22 protein-coding genes are annotated in these 22,064 nt (G+C 47.1%); 5 read left to right on the plus strand and 17 right to left on the minus strand.

The genetic code is table 11. From position 1 onward, the window contains the following. Nucleotides 1-49: 49 nt before the first annotated feature. The 15 genes from rnhB to rpsB form a co-directional block, all read right to left on the minus strand. The gene (gene rnhB / locus BM082_RS25205; protein WP_017009863.1) at nt 50-652 is read right to left on the minus strand and encodes a ribonuclease HII; all 603 of its coding nucleotides are present in this window, start codon (nt 650-652) and stop codon (nt 50-52) included. 3 nt (nt 653-655) lie between these two features. Then, the gene (lpxB, locus tag BM082_RS21255; RefSeq protein WP_163392802.1) at nt 656-1,804 is read right to left on the minus strand and encodes a lipid-A-disaccharide synthase; all 1,149 of its coding nucleotides are present in this window, start codon (nt 1,802-1,804) and stop codon (nt 656-658) included. Continuing rightward, nucleotides 1,804-2,592 (minus strand): acyl-ACP--UDP-N-acetylglucosamine O-acyltransferase, encoded by a 789-nt coding sequence (gene lpxA, locus BM082_RS21260; RefSeq protein ID WP_017009865.1) that lies wholly within the window; start codon nt 2,590-2,592, stop codon nt 1,804-1,806. Before lpxA ends, lpxB begins: the two co-directional genes overlap by 1 nt. A gap of 2 nt (nt 2,593-2,594) precedes the next feature. Then, nucleotides 2,595-3,047, minus strand: a complete 453-nt coding sequence (fabZ, locus tag BM082_RS21265) for a 3-hydroxyacyl-ACP dehydratase FabZ (RefSeq protein ID WP_026024576.1) — start codon at nt 3,045-3,047, stop codon at nt 2,595-2,597. 128 nt (nt 3,048-3,175) lie between these two features. Further along, nucleotides 3,176-4,201, minus strand: coding sequence for a UDP-3-O-(3-hydroxymyristoyl)glucosamine N-acyltransferase (gene lpxD / locus BM082_RS21270; protein WP_017014276.1), 1,026 nt, complete (start codon nt 4,199-4,201; stop codon nt 3,176-3,178). A gap of 12 nt (nt 4,202-4,213) precedes the next feature. After that, nucleotides 4,214-4,723: an OmpH/Skp family outer membrane protein gene (locus tag BM082_RS21275; protein ID WP_017009868.1), complete on the minus strand. Its 510-nt coding sequence runs from the start codon at nt 4,721-4,723 to the stop codon at nt 4,214-4,216. A 23-nt stretch (nt 4,724-4,746) separates the two neighbouring features. Beyond that, nucleotides 4,747-7,143, minus strand: a complete 2,397-nt coding sequence (gene bamA / locus BM082_RS21280) for an outer membrane protein assembly factor BamA (RefSeq protein ID WP_017009869.1) — start codon at nt 7,141-7,143, stop codon at nt 4,747-4,749. A 35-nt stretch (nt 7,144-7,178) separates the two neighbouring features. Beyond that, entirely contained in the window at nt 7,179-8,534 is a 1,356-nt protein-coding gene (gene rseP, locus BM082_RS21285; protein ID WP_017014277.1) for a sigma E protease regulator RseP, read from the minus strand. Further along, nucleotides 8,531-9,727, minus strand: a complete 1,197-nt coding sequence (gene ispC, locus BM082_RS21290; RefSeq protein ID WP_074928535.1) for a 1-deoxy-D-xylulose-5-phosphate reductoisomerase — start codon at nt 9,725-9,727, stop codon at nt 8,531-8,533. The genes rseP and ispC overlap by 4 nt, the downstream gene beginning before the upstream one ends. 69 nt (nt 9,728-9,796) lie before the next feature. Further along, on the minus strand, nt 9,797-10,645 hold the full coding sequence (locus tag BM082_RS21295) for a phosphatidate cytidylyltransferase (protein WP_017009872.1): 849 nt from the start codon (nt 10,643-10,645) through the stop codon (nt 9,797-9,799). Nucleotides 10,646-10,657: 12 nt separating this feature from the next. Beyond that, nucleotides 10,658-11,428 carry an undecaprenyl pyrophosphate synthase gene (locus BM082_RS21300; RefSeq protein WP_026024577.1) on the minus strand — a complete coding sequence of 257 codons (771 nt, stop codon included), beginning with the start codon at nt 11,426-11,428 and terminating at the stop codon, nt 10,658-10,660. A gap of 75 nt (nt 11,429-11,503) precedes the next feature. Then, nucleotides 11,504-12,061, minus strand: coding sequence for a ribosome recycling factor (frr, locus tag BM082_RS21305; RefSeq protein ID WP_017009874.1), 558 nt, complete (start codon nt 12,059-12,061; stop codon nt 11,504-11,506). A gap of 56 nt (nt 12,062-12,117) precedes the next feature. Next, on the minus strand, nt 12,118-12,846 hold the full coding sequence (pyrH, locus tag BM082_RS21310) for a UMP kinase (protein ID WP_017009875.1): 729 nt from the start codon (nt 12,844-12,846) through the stop codon (nt 12,118-12,120). A gap of 89 nt (nt 12,847-12,935) precedes the next feature. After that, nucleotides 12,936-13,781, minus strand: coding sequence for a translation elongation factor Ts (gene tsf, locus BM082_RS21315; protein WP_017009876.1), 846 nt, complete (start codon nt 13,779-13,781; stop codon nt 12,936-12,938). A gap of 128 nt (nt 13,782-13,909) precedes the next feature. Further along, a complete protein-coding gene (gene rpsB / locus BM082_RS21320) occupies nt 13,910-14,638 on the minus strand; it encodes a 30S ribosomal protein S2 (protein WP_017009877.1) in 729 nt (242 codons plus the stop codon). A gap of 316 nt (nt 14,639-14,954) precedes the next feature. Between rpsB and map the strand changes: the two genes are divergently transcribed. The 3 genes from map to BM082_RS21335 all read left to right on the plus strand — a co-directional run bounded on the left by map (nt 14,955) and on the right by BM082_RS21335 (nt 19,045). After that, nucleotides 14,955-15,752 carry a type I methionyl aminopeptidase gene (map, locus tag BM082_RS21325; RefSeq protein ID WP_017014279.1) on the plus strand — a complete coding sequence of 266 codons (798 nt, stop codon included), beginning with the start codon at nt 14,955-14,957 and terminating at the stop codon, nt 15,750-15,752. Nucleotides 15,753-15,894: 142 nt separating this feature from the next. Beyond that, complete coding sequence (gene glnD, locus BM082_RS21330; RefSeq protein WP_017014280.1) at nt 15,895-18,516, plus strand: bifunctional uridylyltransferase/uridylyl-removing protein GlnD; 2,622 nt, start codon at nt 15,895-15,897, stop codon at nt 18,514-18,516. 151 nt (nt 18,517-18,667) lie between these two features. Then, nucleotides 18,668-19,045, plus strand: coding sequence for a DUF3461 family protein (locus BM082_RS21335; protein ID WP_017009880.1), 378 nt, complete (start codon nt 18,668-18,670; stop codon nt 19,043-19,045). A 73-nt stretch (nt 19,046-19,118) separates the two neighbouring features. Here the strand turns inward: BM082_RS21335 and truC are convergent, their stop codons facing one another. Continuing rightward, nucleotides 19,119-19,850: a tRNA pseudouridine(65) synthase TruC gene (truC, locus tag BM082_RS21340; RefSeq protein ID WP_017014281.1), complete on the minus strand. Its 732-nt coding sequence runs from the start codon at nt 19,848-19,850 to the stop codon at nt 19,119-19,121. Between the two features lie 12 nt (nt 19,851-19,862). Continuing rightward, nucleotides 19,863-20,189 (minus strand): YqcC family protein, encoded by a 327-nt coding sequence (locus tag BM082_RS24850; RefSeq protein WP_017017479.1) that lies wholly within the window; start codon nt 20,187-20,189, stop codon nt 19,863-19,865. Nucleotides 20,190-20,368: 179 nt separating this feature from the next. Between BM082_RS24850 and BM082_RS21345 the strand changes: the two genes are divergently transcribed. Both BM082_RS21345 and BM082_RS21350 read left to right on the plus strand, forming a co-directional pair. After that, nucleotides 20,369-21,409 (plus strand): DUF3549 family protein, encoded by a 1,041-nt coding sequence (locus BM082_RS21345; protein WP_074928538.1) that lies wholly within the window; start codon nt 20,369-20,371, stop codon nt 21,407-21,409. Further along, on the plus strand, nt 21,406-21,711 hold the full coding sequence (locus BM082_RS21350; RefSeq protein ID WP_017014284.1) for a DUF3301 domain-containing protein: 306 nt from the start codon (nt 21,406-21,408) through the stop codon (nt 21,709-21,711). Before BM082_RS21345 ends, BM082_RS21350 begins: the two co-directional genes overlap by 4 nt. Nucleotides 21,712-22,064: the final 353 nt, after the last annotated feature.

Genomic DNA, 22,064 nt, shown 5'->3' on the forward strand with positions numbered 1-22,064 from the left:
GTTTAAGGAAAGAAATCGTTGAGGGGAAAATGCGTTTCCCCTCGGAACATTATGCAAGGCCTAGGGCTTTTTTGACAGGTTTAAAGCTCTTTCGATAGCCTTCAATGGCACCATGTTGCTCTAACGCCTCAAAGTGCGCTTTGGTTGGATAGCCTTTGTGCTTGGCAAAGCCATATTGCGGATATTCTTTGTCCAAGGCTTCCATTTCACGATCACGAACCACTTTGGCAAGAATCGACGCAGCGCTGATCTCGGCAACACGTAAATCACCTTTCACAATGGCTTGTGCAGGTACTTTGATACCCGATGGCACGCGGTTACCGTCAATCAAGACATAGTCAGGCGCAATGGAAAGACCATTTACGGCTCGCTCCATGGCAAGCATGGTGGCAGCAAGAATATTGATTTCGTCAATTTCTTCGGGCTCTGCCCGGCCAAGAGACCACGCGAGTGCTTTTTCTTTGATCTGCTCAAACAACACTTCGCGTTTTTTTTCAGTTAACTTTTTAGAATCTGTCAGCCCTTCAATAGGGTTGTTAGGATCAAGAATAACAGCGGCAGTGACAACAGCACCAACCAGCGGCCCTCGGCCAACTTCGTCCACACCAGCGATTAAAGTCGCATCTGGATATTCAAACGGTTCGAAGTCCATCAATTAACGCCCTATCAGATTAAGCACCGCTCGCGCTGACGTGACATCCGCATCACGGCGGATCACTTCATGCAAACGGGTAAATTCATTCAGAAGATCTGTGTTGTCAGTATCAAGATAATGCGACACTTCTTTTGCCAACATCTCCGCGGTACACGCTTCTTGTATACGCTCTGGTACGAGCTCACGTCCTGCTAAAATATTGGGTAACGAAACAAACTCAGTTTTCACCATCTTACGGGCAATCCATGCCGTGATTGCATTCACTTTATAGCCAACGACCATTGGGCGTTTCACTAACATGCACTCAAGTGCAACGGTACCTGACGCAAGAAGCACAGCGTCAGATGCAGCAATCACATTTCTGGCGGTATCATCAACCAAGGTAAAATCGATTTCAGGTGCAGTTTCTTTCCACGCCGACTCAAATTGTGCGCGGCGTTTCTCATTTACCAATGCAACAACGAAACCTAGCTCAGGGTGTGTTTCTTTTAGCAATTTGCAGGTGTCGATAAAGATTGGCGCGAGCAATTTCATTTCGCCCCCGCGGCTTCCCGGCAACACAGCCAAATAGCGTTTGTCTTGTTGAAGACCAAGTAATTCGCGTGCCGCTATCTTGTCACTTTCCAGTGGAATGGCATCTGCCATTGTGTGTCCCACAAAATCACAAGGCACATCAAATTTATCGTAGAACGCTTTTTCGAAAGGCAATAGCGCGAGAACAAGATCGGTCGCTGCAGCAATTTTAAAAATGCGCTTTTGACGCCAAGCCCAGACACTCGGGCTAACGTAATGCACGGTTTTAATGCCGCTGTCTTTCAATGATTTTTCTAAACGAAGATTGAAATCAGGTGCATCAATACCGACAAAGACATCTGGTGGATTCGCAACAAAGTAATCCACTAACTCGCGTTTTACTTTGAGAAGACGAGAAAGGCGACCGAGTACCTCGACCAACCCCATCACGGAAAGCTCTTCCATGTCGAAAAGGGTTTCACAACCAAGAGCTTTCATTCTTGGTCCTGCAATCCCAATAAATTCAGCGTCTGGGTATTGGGCTTTTACCGCTTTTATAAAGCCAGCACCTAAAATATCGCCGGAGATTTCCCCGGCGACAATTCCAATTCGTAGCGGCTTTGTTGCAACAGCCATTATCGAATAATACCTCGGCTTGAGTTATCAAAGAACTCAACAAACAGCTGAAGCGCTTCTTCGTCTTTCGCCATTTCCGCGATCTGCTTTTTCGCTTCTTCTAGCGTTTTGCCAGAACGGTAAACTTCTTTGTATACCGAGCGAATCGCTTTGATTGCAGGCTTGTCGAAACCACGACGCTTGAGACCTTCAACATTAATACCAAATGGTGCGCAGTGATTACCTTGCGCCATGACGTAAGGAGGTACGTCTTTAACAACGATAGAACCACCACCCAACATGCAATGGCTGCCAATGGTGCAGAATTGGTGAATCGCAGTCATACCGCCAACAATCGCGAAATCACCCACGGTCACGTGACCTGCAAGCGTTGCATTGTTTGCGAAAATACAACGATCACCAATGATGCAATCATGTGCAACATGGGCATTGATCATAAATAAGTTGTCGCTACCCACCTGAGTGTGACCACCGTCTTGAACAGTGCCACGGTGCATGGTGACGCTTTCACGAATAGTGTTGCGATCACCAATTTCCAATGTGGTTGGCTCACCCGCGTACTTAAGATCCTGACACTCTTCACCGATAGAGGCGAATTGGAAGATCTTGTTATCACGACCAATTTTTGTCGGTCCTTTGATAACAACATGGGTTTTTACTTCAGTACCTTCACCGATTTCAACCCCAGAGCCAATGTAAGAGAACGCACCAATTTTAACATTGGCGGCAAGGGTAACCCCGTCTTCTACAACTGCGGTTGGGTGAATTTGCGCAGATTCATGAATCACGTTTAAAACTCTCTTCTGGCACACTTAAGGTCAGCAGAACACACTACTTTACCGTCGACTTTTGCAATACCAGTAAATGCAGCAATGCCGCGGCGCTCTTTAAGGAATTCGACTTCCAATACCATTTGGTCGCCCGGTGTTACCGGCGCACGGAATTTGGCATTGTCGATGCTTGCAAAGTAGTACAGTTCATTTTCAGCAGGTGCGCCAAACGTTTTGAACGCCAGCAAACCTGTCGCTTGAGCCATCGCTTCAAGGATCAACACACCAGGGAAAATTGGCAGTTGTGGAAAGTGACCCGTGAACTGAGGCTCATTGACTGACACGTTTTTGATCGCCCGAAGGTATTTACCTTCTTCGAAGTCAATAACGCGGTCAATCAAGAGAAATGGGTAACGATGAGGCAGCAACTCTCGGATTTCGTTAATAGTCAGAATTTTATTTTCGCGAATCAAAGTATTATTCCCGTGTGAAAACTTATTATTGTTGTTGAATGCAAAATGGCCTACACCGCAAGCAATAAACAACATGAGTCATACTCAATGTTGCTACTCGCCAGAAGAGTAGGCCATTGAGACAGCGTTTACTCGCTATCTTCTAGTTTTCTTTCAACAACTTTCAATCGTTTATGCATTTCTTCGATCTTCAATGTACGCGCAGCCATTTTACGCCACTCGCGATTCTTTTGAAGAGGAATACCCGAAGAGTACATACCAGGTTCAGTGATTGGCCGCATCACCATCCCCATACCTGTGATGGTGGTGCCGTCTGCAATTTCGATGTGCCCATTAACGACACATGCCCCACCAAGAATGCAGTGTTTGCCTATTTTAGTGCTTCCTGCAATAACAGTCGCGCCTGCAATGGCGGTATTTTCACCAATCGAGACATTATGCGCGATCTGACACAGGTTGTCGATGATCACACCATCAGCAATTAGGGTGTCATCCAGCGCACCACGATCGACGGTGGTAGAGGCACCGATTTCCACTCGGTCACCAATAATAACAGTGCCAACCTGAGGGATCTTAACCCAGCGGCCTTTGTCATTGGCATAGCCAAAACCATCAGAGCCAATCACGGTACTTGATTGAATCAAACAGGACTCACCCATTATCACGTCATGGTAGATGGATACGTTAGCCCAAAGACGGGTATTCGCACCAAGTACTGCGTTCTTTCCGACAAAACAGCCCGCGCCAACCTGCACGTTGTCGCCCAAGATAACACCATCTTCAATCACAGCATTGTGACCAATTGATACACCTTCACCCAGCGTCGCGGTAGGAGAAACATACGCGCTTGGCGCAATGTCCGTCGCACACGCTGGCGTGGTATCTAACAATTGCGCCGTCAATGCATACCCTAAATAAGGGTCTTTCATGACAAGCGCATTGCCGCTGCAATAAGCGAGGTCGGCTTCCTTGACCATCACCGCACTGGCCTGACATTCAGCAAGATGCTTGCGATATTTGCTGCTCGAGAGAAAAGTAATATGCCCTTCGCCCGCTTTATCCATACCCGCAATTGAGTGAATGACGATAGACCCATCGCCATGAAGTTCAGCACTCAGTTTTTCCGCTAATTCAGCGAGAGTAATAGAAGCCATTTTTTACCTTACTTATTTTACTGCTTTCAGTACTTTCTCAGAAAGATCGTCTTTCGGACTAGCAAAAAGAACAGCCTGACGATCTAAGATCATGTCATAGCCTTCTTTTTTCGCCAATGAAGCGATCGCTTTCTGCAGTTTTTCAATCAATTTACGTTGTTCTTCAGCACTGCGCTTGCGTTCATCTTCTTTTAAGTTGTTCACTTTCAGCTTGTAATCAGCATCCAGAGATTGCAATTCACGCTGCAGCTTAGTGCGCTCTTTGTCGCTCATTAGCTCGCCGTTGCGCTTCAATTTATCCACGCCTTTTTTCAGCTTGCCTTCAAGACGTTCGACTTCAGCAATGCGGTCTTTGAATTCACGACGCAGTTTTTCACTTACATTGCTTTGCTTGGCCATTTGCGCAATCACAGGACCGGTCGATACATAACCGATTTTTTGCGCCGCTTCCGCTGCTGATGCATACATTGAAGCACTAAGAATGGCTAGGCTTAGGCCTGCCGCTTTGATAAATGGTTTCAAAATATTCTCCTAAAATTTGAAAATCAGAACGTACGGCCAATCGTAAAGGTAAAGAATTCTTCGTCATCACCTTCATATTTTTTGATAGGTTTCGACAACGAGAAAACAAGTGGCCCCATCGGCGAACGCCATTGAAGCGCTGCACCATAGGATGCACGATAGTTTGTCGGATCGCTGTAGTCGTAGATGTACTCTTGTCCGCTGATCACGCGAGCGTCGTTAAGATCGTATTCCGTGTCCCATACCGAGGCCGCATCAACAAACACACTGGTTCGAATAGAGTTGCGCACTTCTGCAGACACAAATGGCGTTGGGAAAATCAATTCGGCACTGGCCAATGCTGTGGCATTACCACCGACAGAATCATTACTGCCTACCAGCGCGGGGTTATTACCGGCACCTTGGTCATACACTGCTTTCGGACCCGCTGTGTTTGAGCGGAAACCACGTAGCGTAGAGAAACCACCCGCATAGAAATTCTCATAGAACGGCATCAAATAATCATTTTCGCCATTGCTTCCATAGCCATTACCATAACCCAAGCGACCACGCAGTAGGAGCGAGAAGCTGTGAGATTCGGTTAATGGCATGTAATTGCGGACATCATACTGCGCTTTATAAAACTGCACATCCGACCCTGGTACTGTCATTCGGAATGATGCGCGTTGGTAATTACCCGCTGTAGGGAAGAAACCACGGTTTAGATTGTTTCGGCTCCAACTGATTGACCAATCGAAGTCATCGACTTCCAAGCCATTTTCAGTCGTATTGCCTTCTTGTGAATCAAGGAACTTCTCAATCTGGTAGTAACCACCTAAGTTTTCAATTTGGCGGTGTGTATAGCCGAGTGAGAAATCGAAGTAATTCAATTCATCAAATGGGAAACCCCACGTTAGGCTAGTACCGTAACTTTTATCGGTGTAATCAACGATGTTTGCATCAGAGGCTTCAAACTCGTTAAAGAACACCTTGCCACCCAAACTAATACCATCCAAGGTCCAATATGGGTCACGGTATTCGAGCGTCAGGTTTTTTTGGTAATCGTTAATCATGGCATTGATACCAAAACGGTTACCCGAACCTGCAAAGTTATCTTGTTGTAGGCCAGCTTGGAAGCTGATGCCTGATTCCGTACCGTAGCCGACACCAAAGTTGACGTTACCGGAGTTCGCTTCTTTGACGTTGTATTCAACGTCTACTTGGTCTTCCGTACCAGGGACACGCGTAGTACGCACATCTACGGTTTCGAAATAACCCAGACGATTCAAACGCTCTTTACTGGTTTCAACCGATTTAGCATTCAGCCATGAGCCTTCCATCTGACGCATTTCACGGCGCAATACTTCATCACGAGTGATTTGGTTACCAGAAAAACGAATGTTACGCACGTAAACGCGTTTACCAGGCTCAATGCTGACATTCAACGCAACGGTTTGGTTTTCATCGTTAAATTCTGGGATGGTTGCGACTTGCGGATAAGCGTAACCTTGCTCGCCCAACTGACGCTTGATGGCATCTTCTAACGCAGTGACTTTCTCACCGTTATACACTTCACCATCTTCAATGGTCGTAAGTGCCGCGAAATCATCACTCGATTTACCGCCACGGAAATTGACGCCCGACACACTGTAAGGCAAACCTTCATCGAGGTTCATCGTGATGTAAACGCCTTTTTTATCAGGCGATATCGATACTTGTGCTGACTCAACGCGGAATTTCAAATATCCACGGTTCAAATAGAAAGAACGAAGGTTCTCCAAATCACCAGCCAGTGCTTGTTTCTGGTATTTCTCATCGGCAAGGAAGTTCCACCAAGGCACATCAGAGCGAAGCTTGAAGCTGGCTTTCAACTCTTCGTCAGAAAACACAGTGTTCCCGATGAAGTTAATTTGTTGAATTTTAGCCGAGACGCCTTCCGTGAACACAAACTTCACGTCAGCACGGTTTCGAGGAAGTGGCGTGATAACAGCGCTTACAAGTGCGTTGTATTTACCCACACTGTAATAGAAGTCTTCCAAGCCTTTTTCAATGTTTGACAAGGTGGTGCGATCTAACGACTCACCAATGCGCAAACCTGATGCAGCAAGATTCTCGCTCAATTGCTCATCTTCAATGGCTTTGTTGCCAGAAAAGGAAATGCTCGCGATCGTAGGACGTTCGATAACCTTTACCAAAAGGTCTTCGCCATCACGGAATACACGTACGTTTTCGAAGTTACCTGTGGCAAACAGGGATTTGATAATCCCTGACACATCGCCTTCGCCTATGTTGTCACCGACTCGGACAGGCATCGATAACAATGCTGCACCGAGACTGACTCGCTGAAGCCCCTCAAATCGAATGTCTTCCACCACAAACTCATTTGCTGTGACAGAACTTGAAAAAAGAAGAGAGGCTATTAATAGTTTTTTCATCGCCATTGCTGCTCTGACTTGTCCTTGCTAAACGCTGAATCCTACAGTCGGGCAAAATCGTTAAATAACGCCACGGCCATCAATACCACAATAATGGCGGAGCCAACCCTGTATCCCACATCTTGAATACGCTCAGAGACTGGGCGGCGTGTTACGGCTTCAATACCGAAGAACAATAAATGTCCTCCATCTAAAACCGGTAACGGTAATAAGTTAATGATCCCTAAATTCACACTGATCAGTGCGAGAAAACCGAGAAAGTATACCAGACCAAAGTCTGCGGTCATCCCTGCACCTTTCGCGATTGAGATAGGCCCACTCAAATTTTCCACGGCGACATCGCCTGTGAACAATTTCTTTATCATGCTCGCGGTCAACACCACTATCTGCCAGGTTTTTTCCATGGCTTGAGGTATTGCCTCTAACGGGCCATATTGAATTGTAATTTGATACGACGCAGGCCACGGTTCTGTTTTTGGTGCAAAGCCCGCATAGCCGATTTGCTTATCGCCTTGCTCTCTCGCATCAGGAATCAGTTCAATGGTTTTTTCCTGACCGTCACGAAGCACAGTGAGAGGAACAGGCATATTCGGGTGATTGCGGATAAGGGTAACAACCTCCATCCAATCATCGATAGGCTGACCATCAATCGTCAGCAGTTCATCGCCCGCGAGTAAACCTACACGCTCAGCGGCACTTCCTTCGACCACTTGAGAAATGACATTCGTCACTTCTGGTGAATATGGTGTAATACCCAAGGTGCGCAGCGCTGATTCTTTCTCGGGGTTAAAGGACCACGAAGACAGATCGAGTGTCTTCGTGACTTCATATCCCACATTGCTCTCAGGCTGCGCCGTCAAAGTCATCGATTCATCACCGATGTGGGAAATAAACTGCAAATTAACTGATTCCCAATCAGGCGTTTTGATACCCGATACTTGGGTTAGTTCCATTCCCGACTCAATTCCCGCCTGCGCAGCAATAGATTGCGGAGCTACATCACCAATAACGGGTTTTACTGCTTGTACGCCGATGAGCATGACAAGCCAATAAGCGAAGATAGCAAAGAGGAAGTTTGCGATAGGACCAGCGGCCACAATGGCACTACGTTGCCACAACGGTCGATTGTTAAAGGCATGGGGTTTCATCACTTCAGGTACATCATCAACACGCTCATCGAGCATTTTGACGTATCCACCCAGTGGGATCATGGCCAATGTATATTCTGTACCGTCTTTCCCAACACGCTGCCAGATAGCTTTGCCAAAACCGATAGAGAATCGCTCGACTTTGACACCGCATCGGCGAGCCACCCAAAAATGACCGAACTCATGTACAGCAACCAAAAGGCCCAGTGCAATCAAGAAAAAACACAGATTCCACAAAATCGCACTCATCGTTTCACCTTATTAACGCAATCCATTGCCATCGCACGCACTTTTGCGTCGATGTCGAGCAAGCCTTCAATGCAGGTTGGCTCACTAAATACCGCTTTTTGTAACACAGCATCGTTAATGTCAGCAATCTGTGTAAAGCCGATAATCCCATCCAAAAAGGCATCTACGGCAATTTCATTTGCTGCGTTTAACGTTGTTGTTGCCGATTGTCCGACGTAGCAAGCATCGATGGCCAGCTTCAAACACGGGTAGCGAGAAAAATCAGGTTTCAAAAAGCTAAACTCGGCCACCTCGGTAAAATCCAGCGGCTTCACACCCGCCTCAATACGTTGAGGATATGCCATTGAATATGCAATCGGCGTGTTCATGTCAGGACGTCCCATTTGCGCCATGACAGAGCCATCACGGTATTGCACCATTGAGTGAATAACAGATTGAGGATGAATAATCACATCTAATTGTTCACGTTGGGCATTAAACAACCAACGCGCTTCAATATACTCAAGGCCCTTATTCATCATAGTGGCTGAATCCACAGAGATTTTAGGCCCCATCGACCAATTAGGATGTGCAATCGCTTGAGCAGGTATTACTGATGTAAGAGCGTCAATGTCCGTATAACGGAATGGACCGCCTGACCCTGTCAGCAGAATTTTACTTACGCCTTCAGCGGCGAGATCACACACACCAAGTTGGGATTGGATGGACGTAGGTAGGCATTGAAAAATGGCATTATGTTCACTATCTACTGGCAACAGCTCCGCGCCGTAGCGATGGACCGCATCAATAAAAAGCTGTCCAGACATAACCAGCGCTTCTTTATTTGCCAGCAATACGCGCTTGCCCGCTTTCACTGCTGCCATCGTGGGGATTAACCCCGCCGCGCCAACAATAGCTGCCATGACGGTATCGACATCAGAATGGGACGCAAGTGCAGACAGACCATCAGTACCGCTTAAAACGTCAGTTTTGACACCTTCTTTTCGCAACGCGTCTTGCAGATTTTTAGCAGCAGTTGCATCGGCCATTGCAGCAAAGCGAGGTTCCCACTTCACACAAAGCGCGATCATTTTTTCGACATTTGCATTTGCAGCTAGCGCAAACACCTCAAACGCGTGAGGATTCTTCTCAACCACCGCCAGTGTACTGCTACCAATAGAGCCAGTCGCACCAAGAATCGTTAACTTACGCATAGAGCACTCAATTATTCATTACATAGCGTCTGACAATCAAAAATCACCTGCTTATCACCGGTGATTTCTTTATGCCAGCCAAAAATACAACACGGTAAAAACAGGAAATGCAGCAGTTAGGCTGTCAATGCGATCAAGAATCCCGCCATGACCAGGCAAGATGCGACCACTGTCTTTCACGCCAGCAACACGTTTGAACATACTCTCAGCCAAATCACCAAGCACTGAGGCAAACGAGGTCACAAGTGCAATCGCACCCAGCGTGTATATAGAAGAAAATGGAATAGAGAAAAGGTGTGCAACACCTGAAGTCACCAATACAGATGCCACCAAGCCACCAATCAACCCTTCGATCGTCTTATTTGGGCTAACTGAAGGTGCCATTTTTCGTTTTCCAAAACGTTTACCCGCAAAATACGCGCCCGTATCAGCAGCCCACACCAACAAACACACCATCAGCACGAGCTTCGCACCTAAGTAAGGTTGTGTGTCGTAGCCATTGGCACGGAGTAGTAAAACGCTCCAAAGGAAAGGGATCAGCGTTAACACACCAAACAATTGCTGAAAAACAGCGCTATTAGACCACCAATTTGTGCCTCTAGGGTATTTCAGCACCATCACGGTGGCCAATAGCCACCAAACAGCACCACTCAATGCAATAACACCACCGTGTAAACCGGTGAGTTCTAAACCTGTTTCGTTGACAGGAAAAGTAAAGAGAGACCCTATAAGAAGTAACGCTGGCACAATGAAACCGAGAGGACGAGAAGACACGTCAACAAATTTTGTCCACTCCCAATGACCCAGCAGCGTTACGCCAGCAACAGCAATAACAAAAATATGAAACGGCAATAAAAAAATGCCTGCGATAACCATAGGGGCTAGCACAGCGGCCGTTAAAACACGTTGTTTCAGCAAACGAAACCCTCTTTATTTTTCTACTTTTAACATCGCCTGAATTTGCTCACCCGTGCAGCCAAATCGGCGTTCACGGTTGACGTACCAAGCAATGGCATCGGTAAGGCTGACTTCGTTAAAATCTGGCCAAAATTGCTCAGTAAAATACAGTTCAGCGTAGGCGGCTTGCCATAGCATAAAGTTGCTAATGCGGCACTCACCACTGGTGCGAATCATCAAGTCTACATCAGGAAGCGGTGCTGTCGTCAAATGCACAGAAATATCCGCTTCGGTCAATTGCTCTGCTGGAATCACGCCGTCTGCTACTTGGTTTGCTAGCTTCTGCACCGCCTGCAGGATATCCCACTGACCGCCATAATTCGCTGCAATATTAAGTACCAAACCAGAGTTATTCGCAGTCAGCCCTTCCGCCGACGCAATCTTATCTTGAAGTGACTTACTAAATCGGGAGGTATCGCCGATTACTCTCAATTTGACACCGTTCTTGTGTAGGCGCTTTACCTCGCGTCCTAAAACAGTGACAAACAATTCCATCAACAAGCTAACTTCCTCTTCAGGACGTCGCCAATTCTCACTACTAAAAGCGAAAAGCGTGAGAACTTCGACCCCGAGACGGTTAGCAGTTGAGACGGTTTTTCTGACGGCATCGACACCGGCTTTGTGCCCAAACATTCGGGCTTTACCACGTGCTTTAGCCCAACGGCCATTGCCATCCATGATAACGGCAATGTGTTTAGGGAGCAGGCTTGAATCCATCACTAGATTGGATGATAGGGAGCTCATGATTATCCTTCGCAAATAAAAAGCGCTGTACTGTTAGCACAGCGCTTCGGCAACGGAATCAGAGTGTAGCCGGAATTAGACTTCCATCAACTCTTTTTCTTTCGCTTCAAGAATCGCGTCAATCTCTTTTACTGCCGCGTCAGTCAGCTTTTGGATGTCGTCTTGGCCACGGCGGTCGTCATCTTCAGAAATTTCTTTTTCTTTCAGAAGACCTTTAAGATCACCATTTGCATCACGACGGATGTTACGAACAGCAACACGACCTTGCTCAGCTTCAGCGCGAACGATCTTAACGAGGTCACGACGACGCTCTTCTGTTAGCGGAGGCAACGGAACACGGATAACCGCACCCGCAGACATTGGGTTTAGGCCCAAGCTAGAGCTCATGATTGCTTTTTCAACAGCTTGTGTCACTGAACGATCGAATACAGTGATCGCAAGTGTACGAGAGTCTTCAGCAACAATGGATGCCAATTGCTTAAGTGGCGTTGGCGCACCGTAATATTCGACAGATAGACCATCAAGCAGTGCAGGATGCGCACGGCCAGTACGGATTTTAGACAGATTATTCTTCAGCGCTTCAACGCTTTTCTGCATGCGTTCTTTCGCATCTGCGTTAATTTCATTGATCACGAGAGTATCCTTGAAGATTCTTTTTTCTAATTAGCGGATTATGCCACTAATTTTGATTAACCGTTATTAATTAGTGTGCCTTCTTGCTCACCCATCACAACTCGGCGCAACGCGCCCGGCTTATTCATGTTAAATACACGCATAGGCATCTTGTGATCACGTGCCAAAGTGAAAGCAGCCAGGTCCATCACTTTCAATTCTTTTTCTAGCACGTCTTGGTAAGTTAGGTGGCTGTATAGCACTGCGTCAGGATTTTTCGCTGGGTCATCCGTGAACACACCATCAACTTTAGTGGCTTTAATCACGATGTCTGACTCGATTTCAATACCACGCAAGCACGCAGCAGAGTCAGTGGTGAAAAATGGGTTACCAGTACCCGCAGAGAAAATCACTACACGGCCATTACGAAGCTGACTGATTGCTTCTGCCCAATTGTAGCTGTCACACACACCATTAAGAGGAATTGCAGACATTACCCGCGCGTTCACATAGGCACGGTGTAGCGCATCGCGCATCGCCAGACCGTTCATCACGGTAGCCAGCATACCCATGTGGTCGCCCACAACCCTGTTCATACCCGCTTCGGCAAGACCTGCACCACGGAATAGGTTACCACCACCGATAACCAAGCCAACTTGTACACCAAGTTCAACAAGTTCTTTAATTTCTTGAGCCATACGGTCAAGAACTGCAGGGTCGATACCGAACCCTTCTTTTCCTTGCAGCGCTTCGCCGCTCAATTTAAGCAAAATTCGTTGATAAGCTGGTTTTGGGTTTGTAGTCATGCTCACGACCTTTAGGCACTTAACTTATACGGATGGGATTGTAAAAAGACCGCAGGATTCTGCGGTCTTTTGGGTTCAATAAAAAGGGATTAACCTTTTTGAACAGCAGCAACTTCGTCTGCGAAGCTCATTTCTTGAGCTTTCTCGATACCTTCACCTACTTCTAGGCGAACGAAGCTAGAAACTGAAGCGCCTTTCTCTTTCAAGAATTCGCCAACAGTTTTCTTAGGTTCCATGATGAATGGTTGACCAGTTAGAGAAACTTCGCCGGTGAATTTCTTCATGCGGCCAACAACCATTTTCTCAGCGATTTCTTGAGGCTTGCCTTCGTTCATCGCGATTTCAACTTGGATTTGCTGCTCTTTAGCAACAACGTCAGCTGGTACGTCTGATGGGTTAACGTATTCTGGCTTAGAAGCAGCAACGTGCATAGAAACGTGCTTAAGTACTTCTGCATCGCCTTCGCCAGCAACAACAACACCAATGCGCTCACCGTGACGGTAAGAAGCGATTGATACGCCTTCTACGTAGTTAACACGACGGATAGAGATGTTCTCACCGATTTTGGTAACTAGCGCGATACGTGCTTCTTCGAATTGCGCTTGCAGTTCTTCAACTGACGCTTTAGACGCTAGAGCTGCTTCAGCAACTTCGTTAGCGAATGCAGTGAAGCTGCTATCTTTAGCTACGAAGTCTGTTTGACAGTTAACTTCAACAAGCGCAGCAACACCGTCAGCATCTTTGATGATGATTGTGCCTTCAGCTGCGATGTTACCTGCTTTCTTAGCAGCTTTCGCAGCGCCACTTTTGCGCATGTTTTCGATTGCTAGTTCGATGTCGCCGTTGCTTTCAACAAGCGCCTTCTTACATTCCATCATACCTGCGGCTGTACGGTCGCGCAGTTCTTTAACCAGGGCAGCGGTAACAGTTGCCATTGTTCAATCCTCGATTCGAAACTTTTGGGTAAAAATCAGGGGCCGTAATTTGGCCCCTGCTAACCTACTTAGCTTACAGCGCCGTTCATGACAGCCTGATTGCTAAGAATGCTCACAAAGAGCAAATATTACTCAGCGACTTCAACTAGCTCGTCTTCAGCTTGAGCTACGATGTCCTGGCTACGGCCTTCTTTGTAAGACTGTGCTGCAGCGTTCAGGTACAGTTGAACAGCGCGGATTGCGTCGTCGTTACCAGGGATAACGAAGTCAACGCCATCTGGATCAGAGTTGGTATCAACTACTGCGTATACTGGGATACCCAGGTTGTTCGCTTCTTTAATCGCGATGTGCTCGTGATCTGCATCGATAACGAATAGTGCGTCAGGAAGACCACCCATGTTTTTGATACCGCCAAGAGATTTTTCTAGTTTCTCCATCTCGCGAGTACGCATCAGGGCTTCTTTCTTAGTCAGCTTCTCGAAAGTACCGTCAGTTGCTTGAACTTCTAGCTCTTTAAGACGCTTGATTGACATGCGAACTGTTTTCCAGTTAGTCAACATACCGCCCAACCAGCGGTTGTTCACGTAGAACTGATCACAGCTTTCTGCAGCTGCTTTTACAGAATCGCTCGCGGCACGCTTAGTACCAACGAAAAGTACTTTACCTTTACGCTCACCAACTTTAGTCAGTTCGCCAAGTACTTCGTTGAACATTGGTACAGTTTTTTCTAGGTTAATGATATGAACCTTGTTACGTGCACCAAAGATGAATGGCTTCATCTTAGGGTTCCAGTAACGAGTTTGGTGACCGAAGTGAACACCAGCTTTAAGCATGTCGCGCATTGAAACAGTAGCCATTTTAAATTCCTCTAGGGGTTAGGCCTCCACATATCCCATACATCCGACCCTAAACGGGCACCCCGGAGCATGTGTCGATATGTGTGTGAGTTATATTAATCAATAATGAAATACCCATACTTAGAACCTGTTTTGCAGATTTACTAAGAAGGCGTATTTCGGCGCGCTTTATACCATAAAAAGTGACCTTAAATCCAGCATAAAAAAGTCATTGCTTGTCGGCTTGAGGTTCCCACATGGCGATGCGATTGATAATATGTACCCATAGCAATCAATTCATCCCTTGCTAAATAAGGGAACCAACTGAGAGATAGCAATGAGCGCGACTATTAAATCGGCTGAAGAAATCGAAAAAATGCGCGAGGCTGGTCGCCTTGCGGCACAAGTGCTAGAGATGATCGAAGAGCACGTCAAAGTTGGTGTCACCACCCAAGAACTGGATGACATTTGCCACACATTCATCACCGAGACGCAAAGCGCGATTCCGGCTCCACTCAATTATCACGGGTTCCCAAAATCGATTTGTACCTCTATCAACCACATCGTTTGCCACGGCATTCCTAATCAAAGCGATGTGCTGAAAGATGGTGACATTATCAATATTGATATCACCGTTATTAAAGATGGCTACCATGGCGACACATCCAAGATGTTCTTGGTTGGTGATGTATCTGCGGAAGATAAAGCCTTGTGCCACGTTGCACAGGAAAGCCTGTACCAAGCCCTTAAAAAAGTAAAACCAGGCGCACGCATTGGTGATTTAGGCACTGAAATTCAAAAGTTCATCAAGAACCGTCCTAAGCGTTACTCTATTGTGAAAGATTACTGTGGCCACGGTATCGGTGCGCAGTTCCACGAGGAGCCGCAAGTTGTTCACTATAAAAACAGTGACCGCACCCTGATCCAAAAAGGCATGTGTTTCACTATCGAGCCTATGATTAATGCGGGCAAATTTGGCACTGTATTGGACGAAGACGACGGTTGGACGGTTTATACTGTTGATGGCAAAAAGTCAGCGCAATGGGAGCACACCATTCTCGTCACCGACAACGGGTGTGAAATTCTCACCCTGCGCAGTGATGAATCGCTTCCACGCATTCTGAACAATGCATAATCATCACAGTGAAGTCGGCCTTAGCGCCGGCTTTTTTATATCTACCTCACCAGCATAACGACCAAAAAAATAAGGGTGAGTAGACAAGCCTTTTCGCGCAGATTGATTTGGGTTTCACCCAGAAGAAATATCAAGGAAGACCATGAACGACGTTCTGCTTAAGCCTCAAGACCTGACTGAAGAACAACTCAATGTGACCGAGCTAAAACACCAATTAACCTTGTTTGGTGATGCTCAAAAAGTGGCGTTTCTCGCTCACGCCCCTGTGAATGACTTGGTCTATCAACGTGCAGAGTTCATGGACGCGCTTTTGCAGCGGCTCTGGCAGCACTACGCATTCAACCACAACCCGAACCTCGCATTGATTGCAGTGGGTGGTTATGGTCGCAGTGAGCTTCACCCATTGTCAGACATTGACCTCTTAATCCTCAGTGAAAGCGGGATTGAGAAGCAATACGAAACACGCCTGAGCGAATTTGTTACCTTGCTTTGGGATTTGAAGTTAGAGGTTGGCCATAGCGTCAGAACCCTTTCTGAGTGTTTAGATGTTGGATTGAATGACCTCACCGTCGCGACTAATTTGCAAGAAGCAAGGTTACTCTGCGGCAGCGAACGCATTTTCCATCAATTAAAAAACTGCATTCACTCTGAGCACTTTTGGCCCAGCGATAAATTCTTCCAAGCCAAAGTCCAAGAGCAGCGCGATCGTCACGCGAGATACCACGACACCGCTTACAACTTAGAGCCCGATATAAAATCCAGCCCTGGTGGTCTGCGCGATATCCATACATTAAGTTGGATTGCTCGACGTCACTTTGGCGCAACAAGCCTGCGTGAAATGAGCAAATATGGCTTCCTCACAGACGCCGAATTCCGTGAACTGGACGAGTGCCAAACCATGCTATGGCGCATTCGTTTCGCCCTTCACCTCGAACTGAGACGCTACGACAATCGCCTCACCTTCTCTCACCAGCCATCTGTAGCAGAAACCCTCGAATACAAAGGGGAAGGCAACCGTGGTATTGAGCTGATGATGAAGGATTTCTATCGCACTCTGGGGCGCGTATCAGAACTGAACAAGATGCTTATCCGCTTGTTTGCACAAGCCATTGAAGACGAGCCAGATCATAAGAAAATTGAAGTACTCAGCGATGACTTTCAACGCCGTGGGCGTCAAATTGAAGCGAGAAAGCCCGCCTTATTCCAAGCGCGTCCCGACACCATCATTGATATGTTTTTGCATATCGCGAACGACAAGTCGATTGAGTCCATATCCGCACCAACACTTCGTCAGTTGCGTACCGCTAGACGCCGGTTAAACCGATTTCTTTGCGACATTCCTGAAGCAAAAGAGAAATTCATCGAGCTTACTCGCCACCCTAACGCCCTGCATAAGGCGTTTCTGTTGATGCACAAGCACGGCGTATTGTCCGCGTACTTACCGCAATGGAGCCAAATTGTAGGACAGATGCAATTTGACCTGTTTCATGCCTACACGGTTGATGAACATACCGTGCGCCTGCTAAAGCACATCAACGGCTTCAGAAATACTGAAAATCGCGAAACACACCCGATTTGTTGTGATATCTACCCGCGCTTAGCAAAACCTGAACTGCTATTGCTCGCGGCTATTTTCCACGACATTGGTAAGGGGCGTGGCGGCGATCACTCAGAGATAGGGGCAGAAGAATCGTATACCTTCTGCATTGAACACGGCTTTTCGCGTCCAGAGGCTAATCTAGTGAGCTGGCTGGTGAAAAACCACCTGCTCATGTCAGTAACGGCACAACGCCGCGATATTTATGATCCTGACGTGATCACTGAATTCGCAAAATCAGTGCGCGATGAAGAGCGACTGGATTACCTTATTTGCCTAACTGTCGCAGATATCAATGCAACCAACCCTGAACTTTGGAACAGCTGGAAACGCACCTTACTGGCTGAGCTGTATTACTCAACGCAGAAAGCGCTGCGTCGAGGCCTTGAGAACCCACCGGATATCCGTGAACGCATTAGACATAACCAGCAACTTGCCTCCGCGCTGTTGAGAATGAACGGCCACCCACCAAGAGAGATTGAACTCCTGTGGCAGCGGTTTAAAGCCGATTATTTCTTGCGTCATACACACAAGCAAATTGCATGGCATAGCGAAAATATCCTCGCGCACGACAGTGACGAACCACTCGTGCTCGTCAGCAAAAATGCCACCCGAGGCGGCACGGAGCTTTTCGTTTATAGCCAAGATAGGCCTAGCCTTTTTGCTCGCGTCGTGGCATCGCTCGATAAGAAGAACTTGAGCGTGCATGATGCACAAATCATGACCAGCAAAGATGGCTTCGCACTGGATACTTTTATGGTGTTGGATGCAAACAACGAAGCCATTTCATCAGACCGTCACACGAAAATTAAAGAAGGTGTAACACATGCATTGATGCAAGAAGGCACGATCACGCTACCTTGCCGTCGTGCATCACGTAAATTGATGGCGTTTAACGTAAAGACTCAAGTCAATTTCCTCCCTACGCGCACAGGAAGACGCACACTCATTGAGCTTGTAGCGCTCGATACACCAGGGCTACTAGCACGTGTGGGGGCAATATTGGCGAGAGAAAAAGTGTCACTTCAAGCCGCGAAAATCACCACCATTGGTGAGCGCGCAGAAGACTTTTTCATCGTGACGGACACCGAGCGCCAAAGCCTGTCAGAAGAACAACAAACGTCACTGAGAGAAGCGCTGTTTGATGCAATAAATGACGCGTCTTAACGGGATAGATCCCCAATGTACGATGCGAGGCGATCTTGACCACAAGTCTCAGTCTTTGATCATTTCGGCTATTGGGGGTCGATGCACGCAACTGCTACAGTGAAGCAATCTATTTTCACTAATTATTCAGTGTGTTTGTATAGAGGTAGTTATGTATCAGAATCTTGTGAACATCGGCATCGAAAGTCCTGAAAACATCGAACGTTACACCCTGCGCCAAGAAGCAAACTCCGACACACTGAAAATTTATTTTCATAAGTCTAAAGGCGAGCTCTTTGCAAAGAGTGTGAAGTTCAAATACCCACGCCAACGTAAGAATGTCGTTGTTGACAGCGGCAGTGGTCGTTTCCGCGAAGTCACTGAAATCAATCGAAGCCTGTCTTTGGTGGTTGATGAGCTGGATAAAATCGTGAGAAAAGAGCAAGGCGAACAGGACACCAAGAAGAAGATTTTGCACGATCTTCGCCACTTAGAAAAAGTGGTCGCCAGCAAGATCGCAGAGATCGAGGCAGATCTAGAGAAGCTATAATCTCCAATCGCTCAAACCAAAAAAACCGCCTTACATTGGCGGTTTTTTTGGTTTTAAAGCGTCGAACGTTTTTCTAAAGCTTATCGCTCAACGTCAACCCATCCAGAACACGACGCCACACAGCATCGACTTTCGCTTCAACGCTCACCTCTTCCCCCGTCACAGGGTGAATAAATTGCGTACTTGATGCATGTAGCAAAAGTTGATGACAGTCGAATTCGTCGCGGAATAATCGATTGTGTCTACCGTCGCCGTGATTTACATCACCAACAATGTGATGGCTCAAATGGTGCATATGACGACGTAATTGGTGTTTTCTCCCCGTGTGCGGTTTCATTTCCACCAGCGTATATCGACAGCTTTGGTAACGTCCCATCGGGATTGGCAACTCAGCATGAGCGATAGGACGATACTCAGTGATCGCTTCTTTCGCTTCAGGCTCTTTGGTTGCCTTCTTGTCAGCAATTTTATCCAGCTCTTCTTTTAACGCGTAATCAAGCGTTGCCCCTTCCTGAATCCAGCCACGAACAATTGCATGATACGTTTTATGAATATCGCGTCCTGCAAACTTTGGCATCATTTCCGCCGCCATTTCAGAGGATAAAGCAAAAAGTAGCACCCCGGATGTTGGACGATCTAATCGATGCAAAGGGAAAACATGCTGACCAATTTGGTCACGGAGCGTTTGCATGACAAAACGCGTTTCACCTTTATCGAGCCAAGAGCGGTGCACCAGCATGCCCGAAGGTTTATTTACAGCAATGAGCCATTCATCGCGATAGAGTATTTCTAATTCGATTTGCATCTTACGTCGCTATCACTGAGAGGAGGGTTGAAAGAGAGCATCAATATCTTTAGTGACGCGGACAATAGTTTCATGCCCATGCGCCCCTTTAAGCGCTTCTTCAACGTACGGCGAAATAGAGAATGCCGAGGGAAGTGGCAAGTCATGGTCGACCAAATGGTGCATTTTCGGAATGAACACCCATTGTAGCCATTCGGCACACGTTAAGACATCAACAGAAAAAGGTTCAACACTCGATAGGGCTTCGTCAGAAGGCGGTACCCTTTGCCAGTGCCCATGGTGTTCTAGCTCTTGCTGCAGACTGACCAGCAGCACCTTTACATCTTGGTGTTTGCTCATAGATTTTGTCTCTTATCTGGCCGTATGGGTTGAATTTCTTACTTGGCGCAAGCATATCATCATTCATAACACTCAGCGAAAAGCCTTGTTACCATTCTCCCCGCTTTCAACATGCGGGATTGATATACTGGCCATTCTTCGCATTCCGCCAACGACGGCACGACCAATTAGAAGTGATCATGGAAAATACTCTTTCTCTTAACGCCATTTTTAGCCAAGCAAACTGCGACTTTGTGGTTTTTGATCTGAGCCGTCGCGTCACGGAAATCAGCAACAAAGATTTTATTGCCATTGAAGAAAACCGTGTTGCCTACCCTTTTCCAGCGCAACAGCATGCGCAAATTGGCATCGCATTCTGGCAACCCAACCAATCGCCCTGGATTTGGTTTCTGAAAATGCCATTGGACGAGCGAGGGTTGCTCCAACAAGCAGCCTTGGGTGATTTTATTCAGTTCGTCGCCCAAGCCATGGGCTCAACACTCAACAAAACACCCACAGAGGAAGAGCAAGAAAAGCTCGCTGCGAATCCATACACCTTTACGCCACAGGATGACAAGAAGGCCATGTTCCATGCCTTCCTAACGGCGCGACTTAATCAGCCCGCCAGCCAATATTACGATCATGCTCAACACTACACATCCGGGGAGCTAGGCTGGAATGATTGGCAAGGTGTCGGACTGCAAGGGTTAGCCGATTTGTGCGCCCGTATGGACCGCCACAACAATGTCACGCGTATTCGTAAGGCACTTTCAAACCTTCCTGATACGCCACGTTACGCCTTGCTTGGCTGTTTGGAGCATTGCGCACTGCCCGCATCACTGAGCGACAGAATTAACGAACAAATCAATGATGTTCTAACCCAGAACGAGGCAGATCTGTTTTTACTCTCGGCGTATGTTCGTGCCTTGTCCGGTGCAGAATCCACACAGCTACAACAAACCATCACCCAGGTACTCAGCTACCCTGCTCTGCAACACAGAGAAATGTTGATAGCAATTGCGGGACGATGCTGGCATGCGTTAAATGATAACGCACTGCTCGATACCTTCTTGATTGCTGTCGCTGATCAAAAAGATCCTACTTTCTTCCAACAGATGGTGGCGGATCTCGTCATGATCCCCACACTGCGCCCTCAAATGCTCTCTCTGCTCAATGGGCAAGCCTCTGAAGCATTAATGGATTCAGTTCAGCAATTGCAAGCATCGGTGAAATCGTCATGAGTGATTTATTTTGGATCATCGCTATTGCTGTTATCGCCAGCCTATTTTGGCAACAGCGCCGTCAAAGTGAGCTCGCAAAGCAATACATTAACCGCCGCTGTCAGCAAGTGGGTGTGCAGCTCATTTCTATTGCGCGAGGGAACCACAAGTTTGGCTGGCCAAAAGGACCATTGAATATCCAAACACGGTACTTTTTTGAGTTTTCAGTGAATGGGCTGGATTGTTATCAAGGGTATGCCGTGATGAAAGGCATGAGGCTACAAGAAGTGTTTATGCCCGCCTACCCTGTGGTTGAAGAGTAAAACCAGCTCGTTGCAAACATGGCGATTTGCACCGTTTTGGGATGGTAGAAAAAGAACGGGCGCGACATATAGTCGCGCCCTGAGGTCTTACTTGCAGCTGTCCTGCTACGAAAGTGCTCCCTGCATCATTCCTTGATCAGTGGCTGAATCCTTCAGCGTTTTCCTTATCTCTCCGTCCTGGAGGTGTCCTTCGGTCTTACCATGACCCATCGAGCTTTCCTGTCTCGATTCTCGTCCTCATCCTGAGGGTGTCCTTAACTTCGTCCTGAAGTGATTCCTTAAGCCCCCATCCTGGGTTGTCCTAAGTGTCATCCTGACCGATAAAATTCCATTTCATCGCTACGGTTCCATCC

This window comes from Enterovibrio norvegicus DSM 15893, assembly GCF_900115495.1.
Taxonomy (GTDB): Bacteria; Pseudomonadota; Gammaproteobacteria; order Enterobacterales; family Vibrionaceae; genus Enterovibrio; species Enterovibrio norvegicus.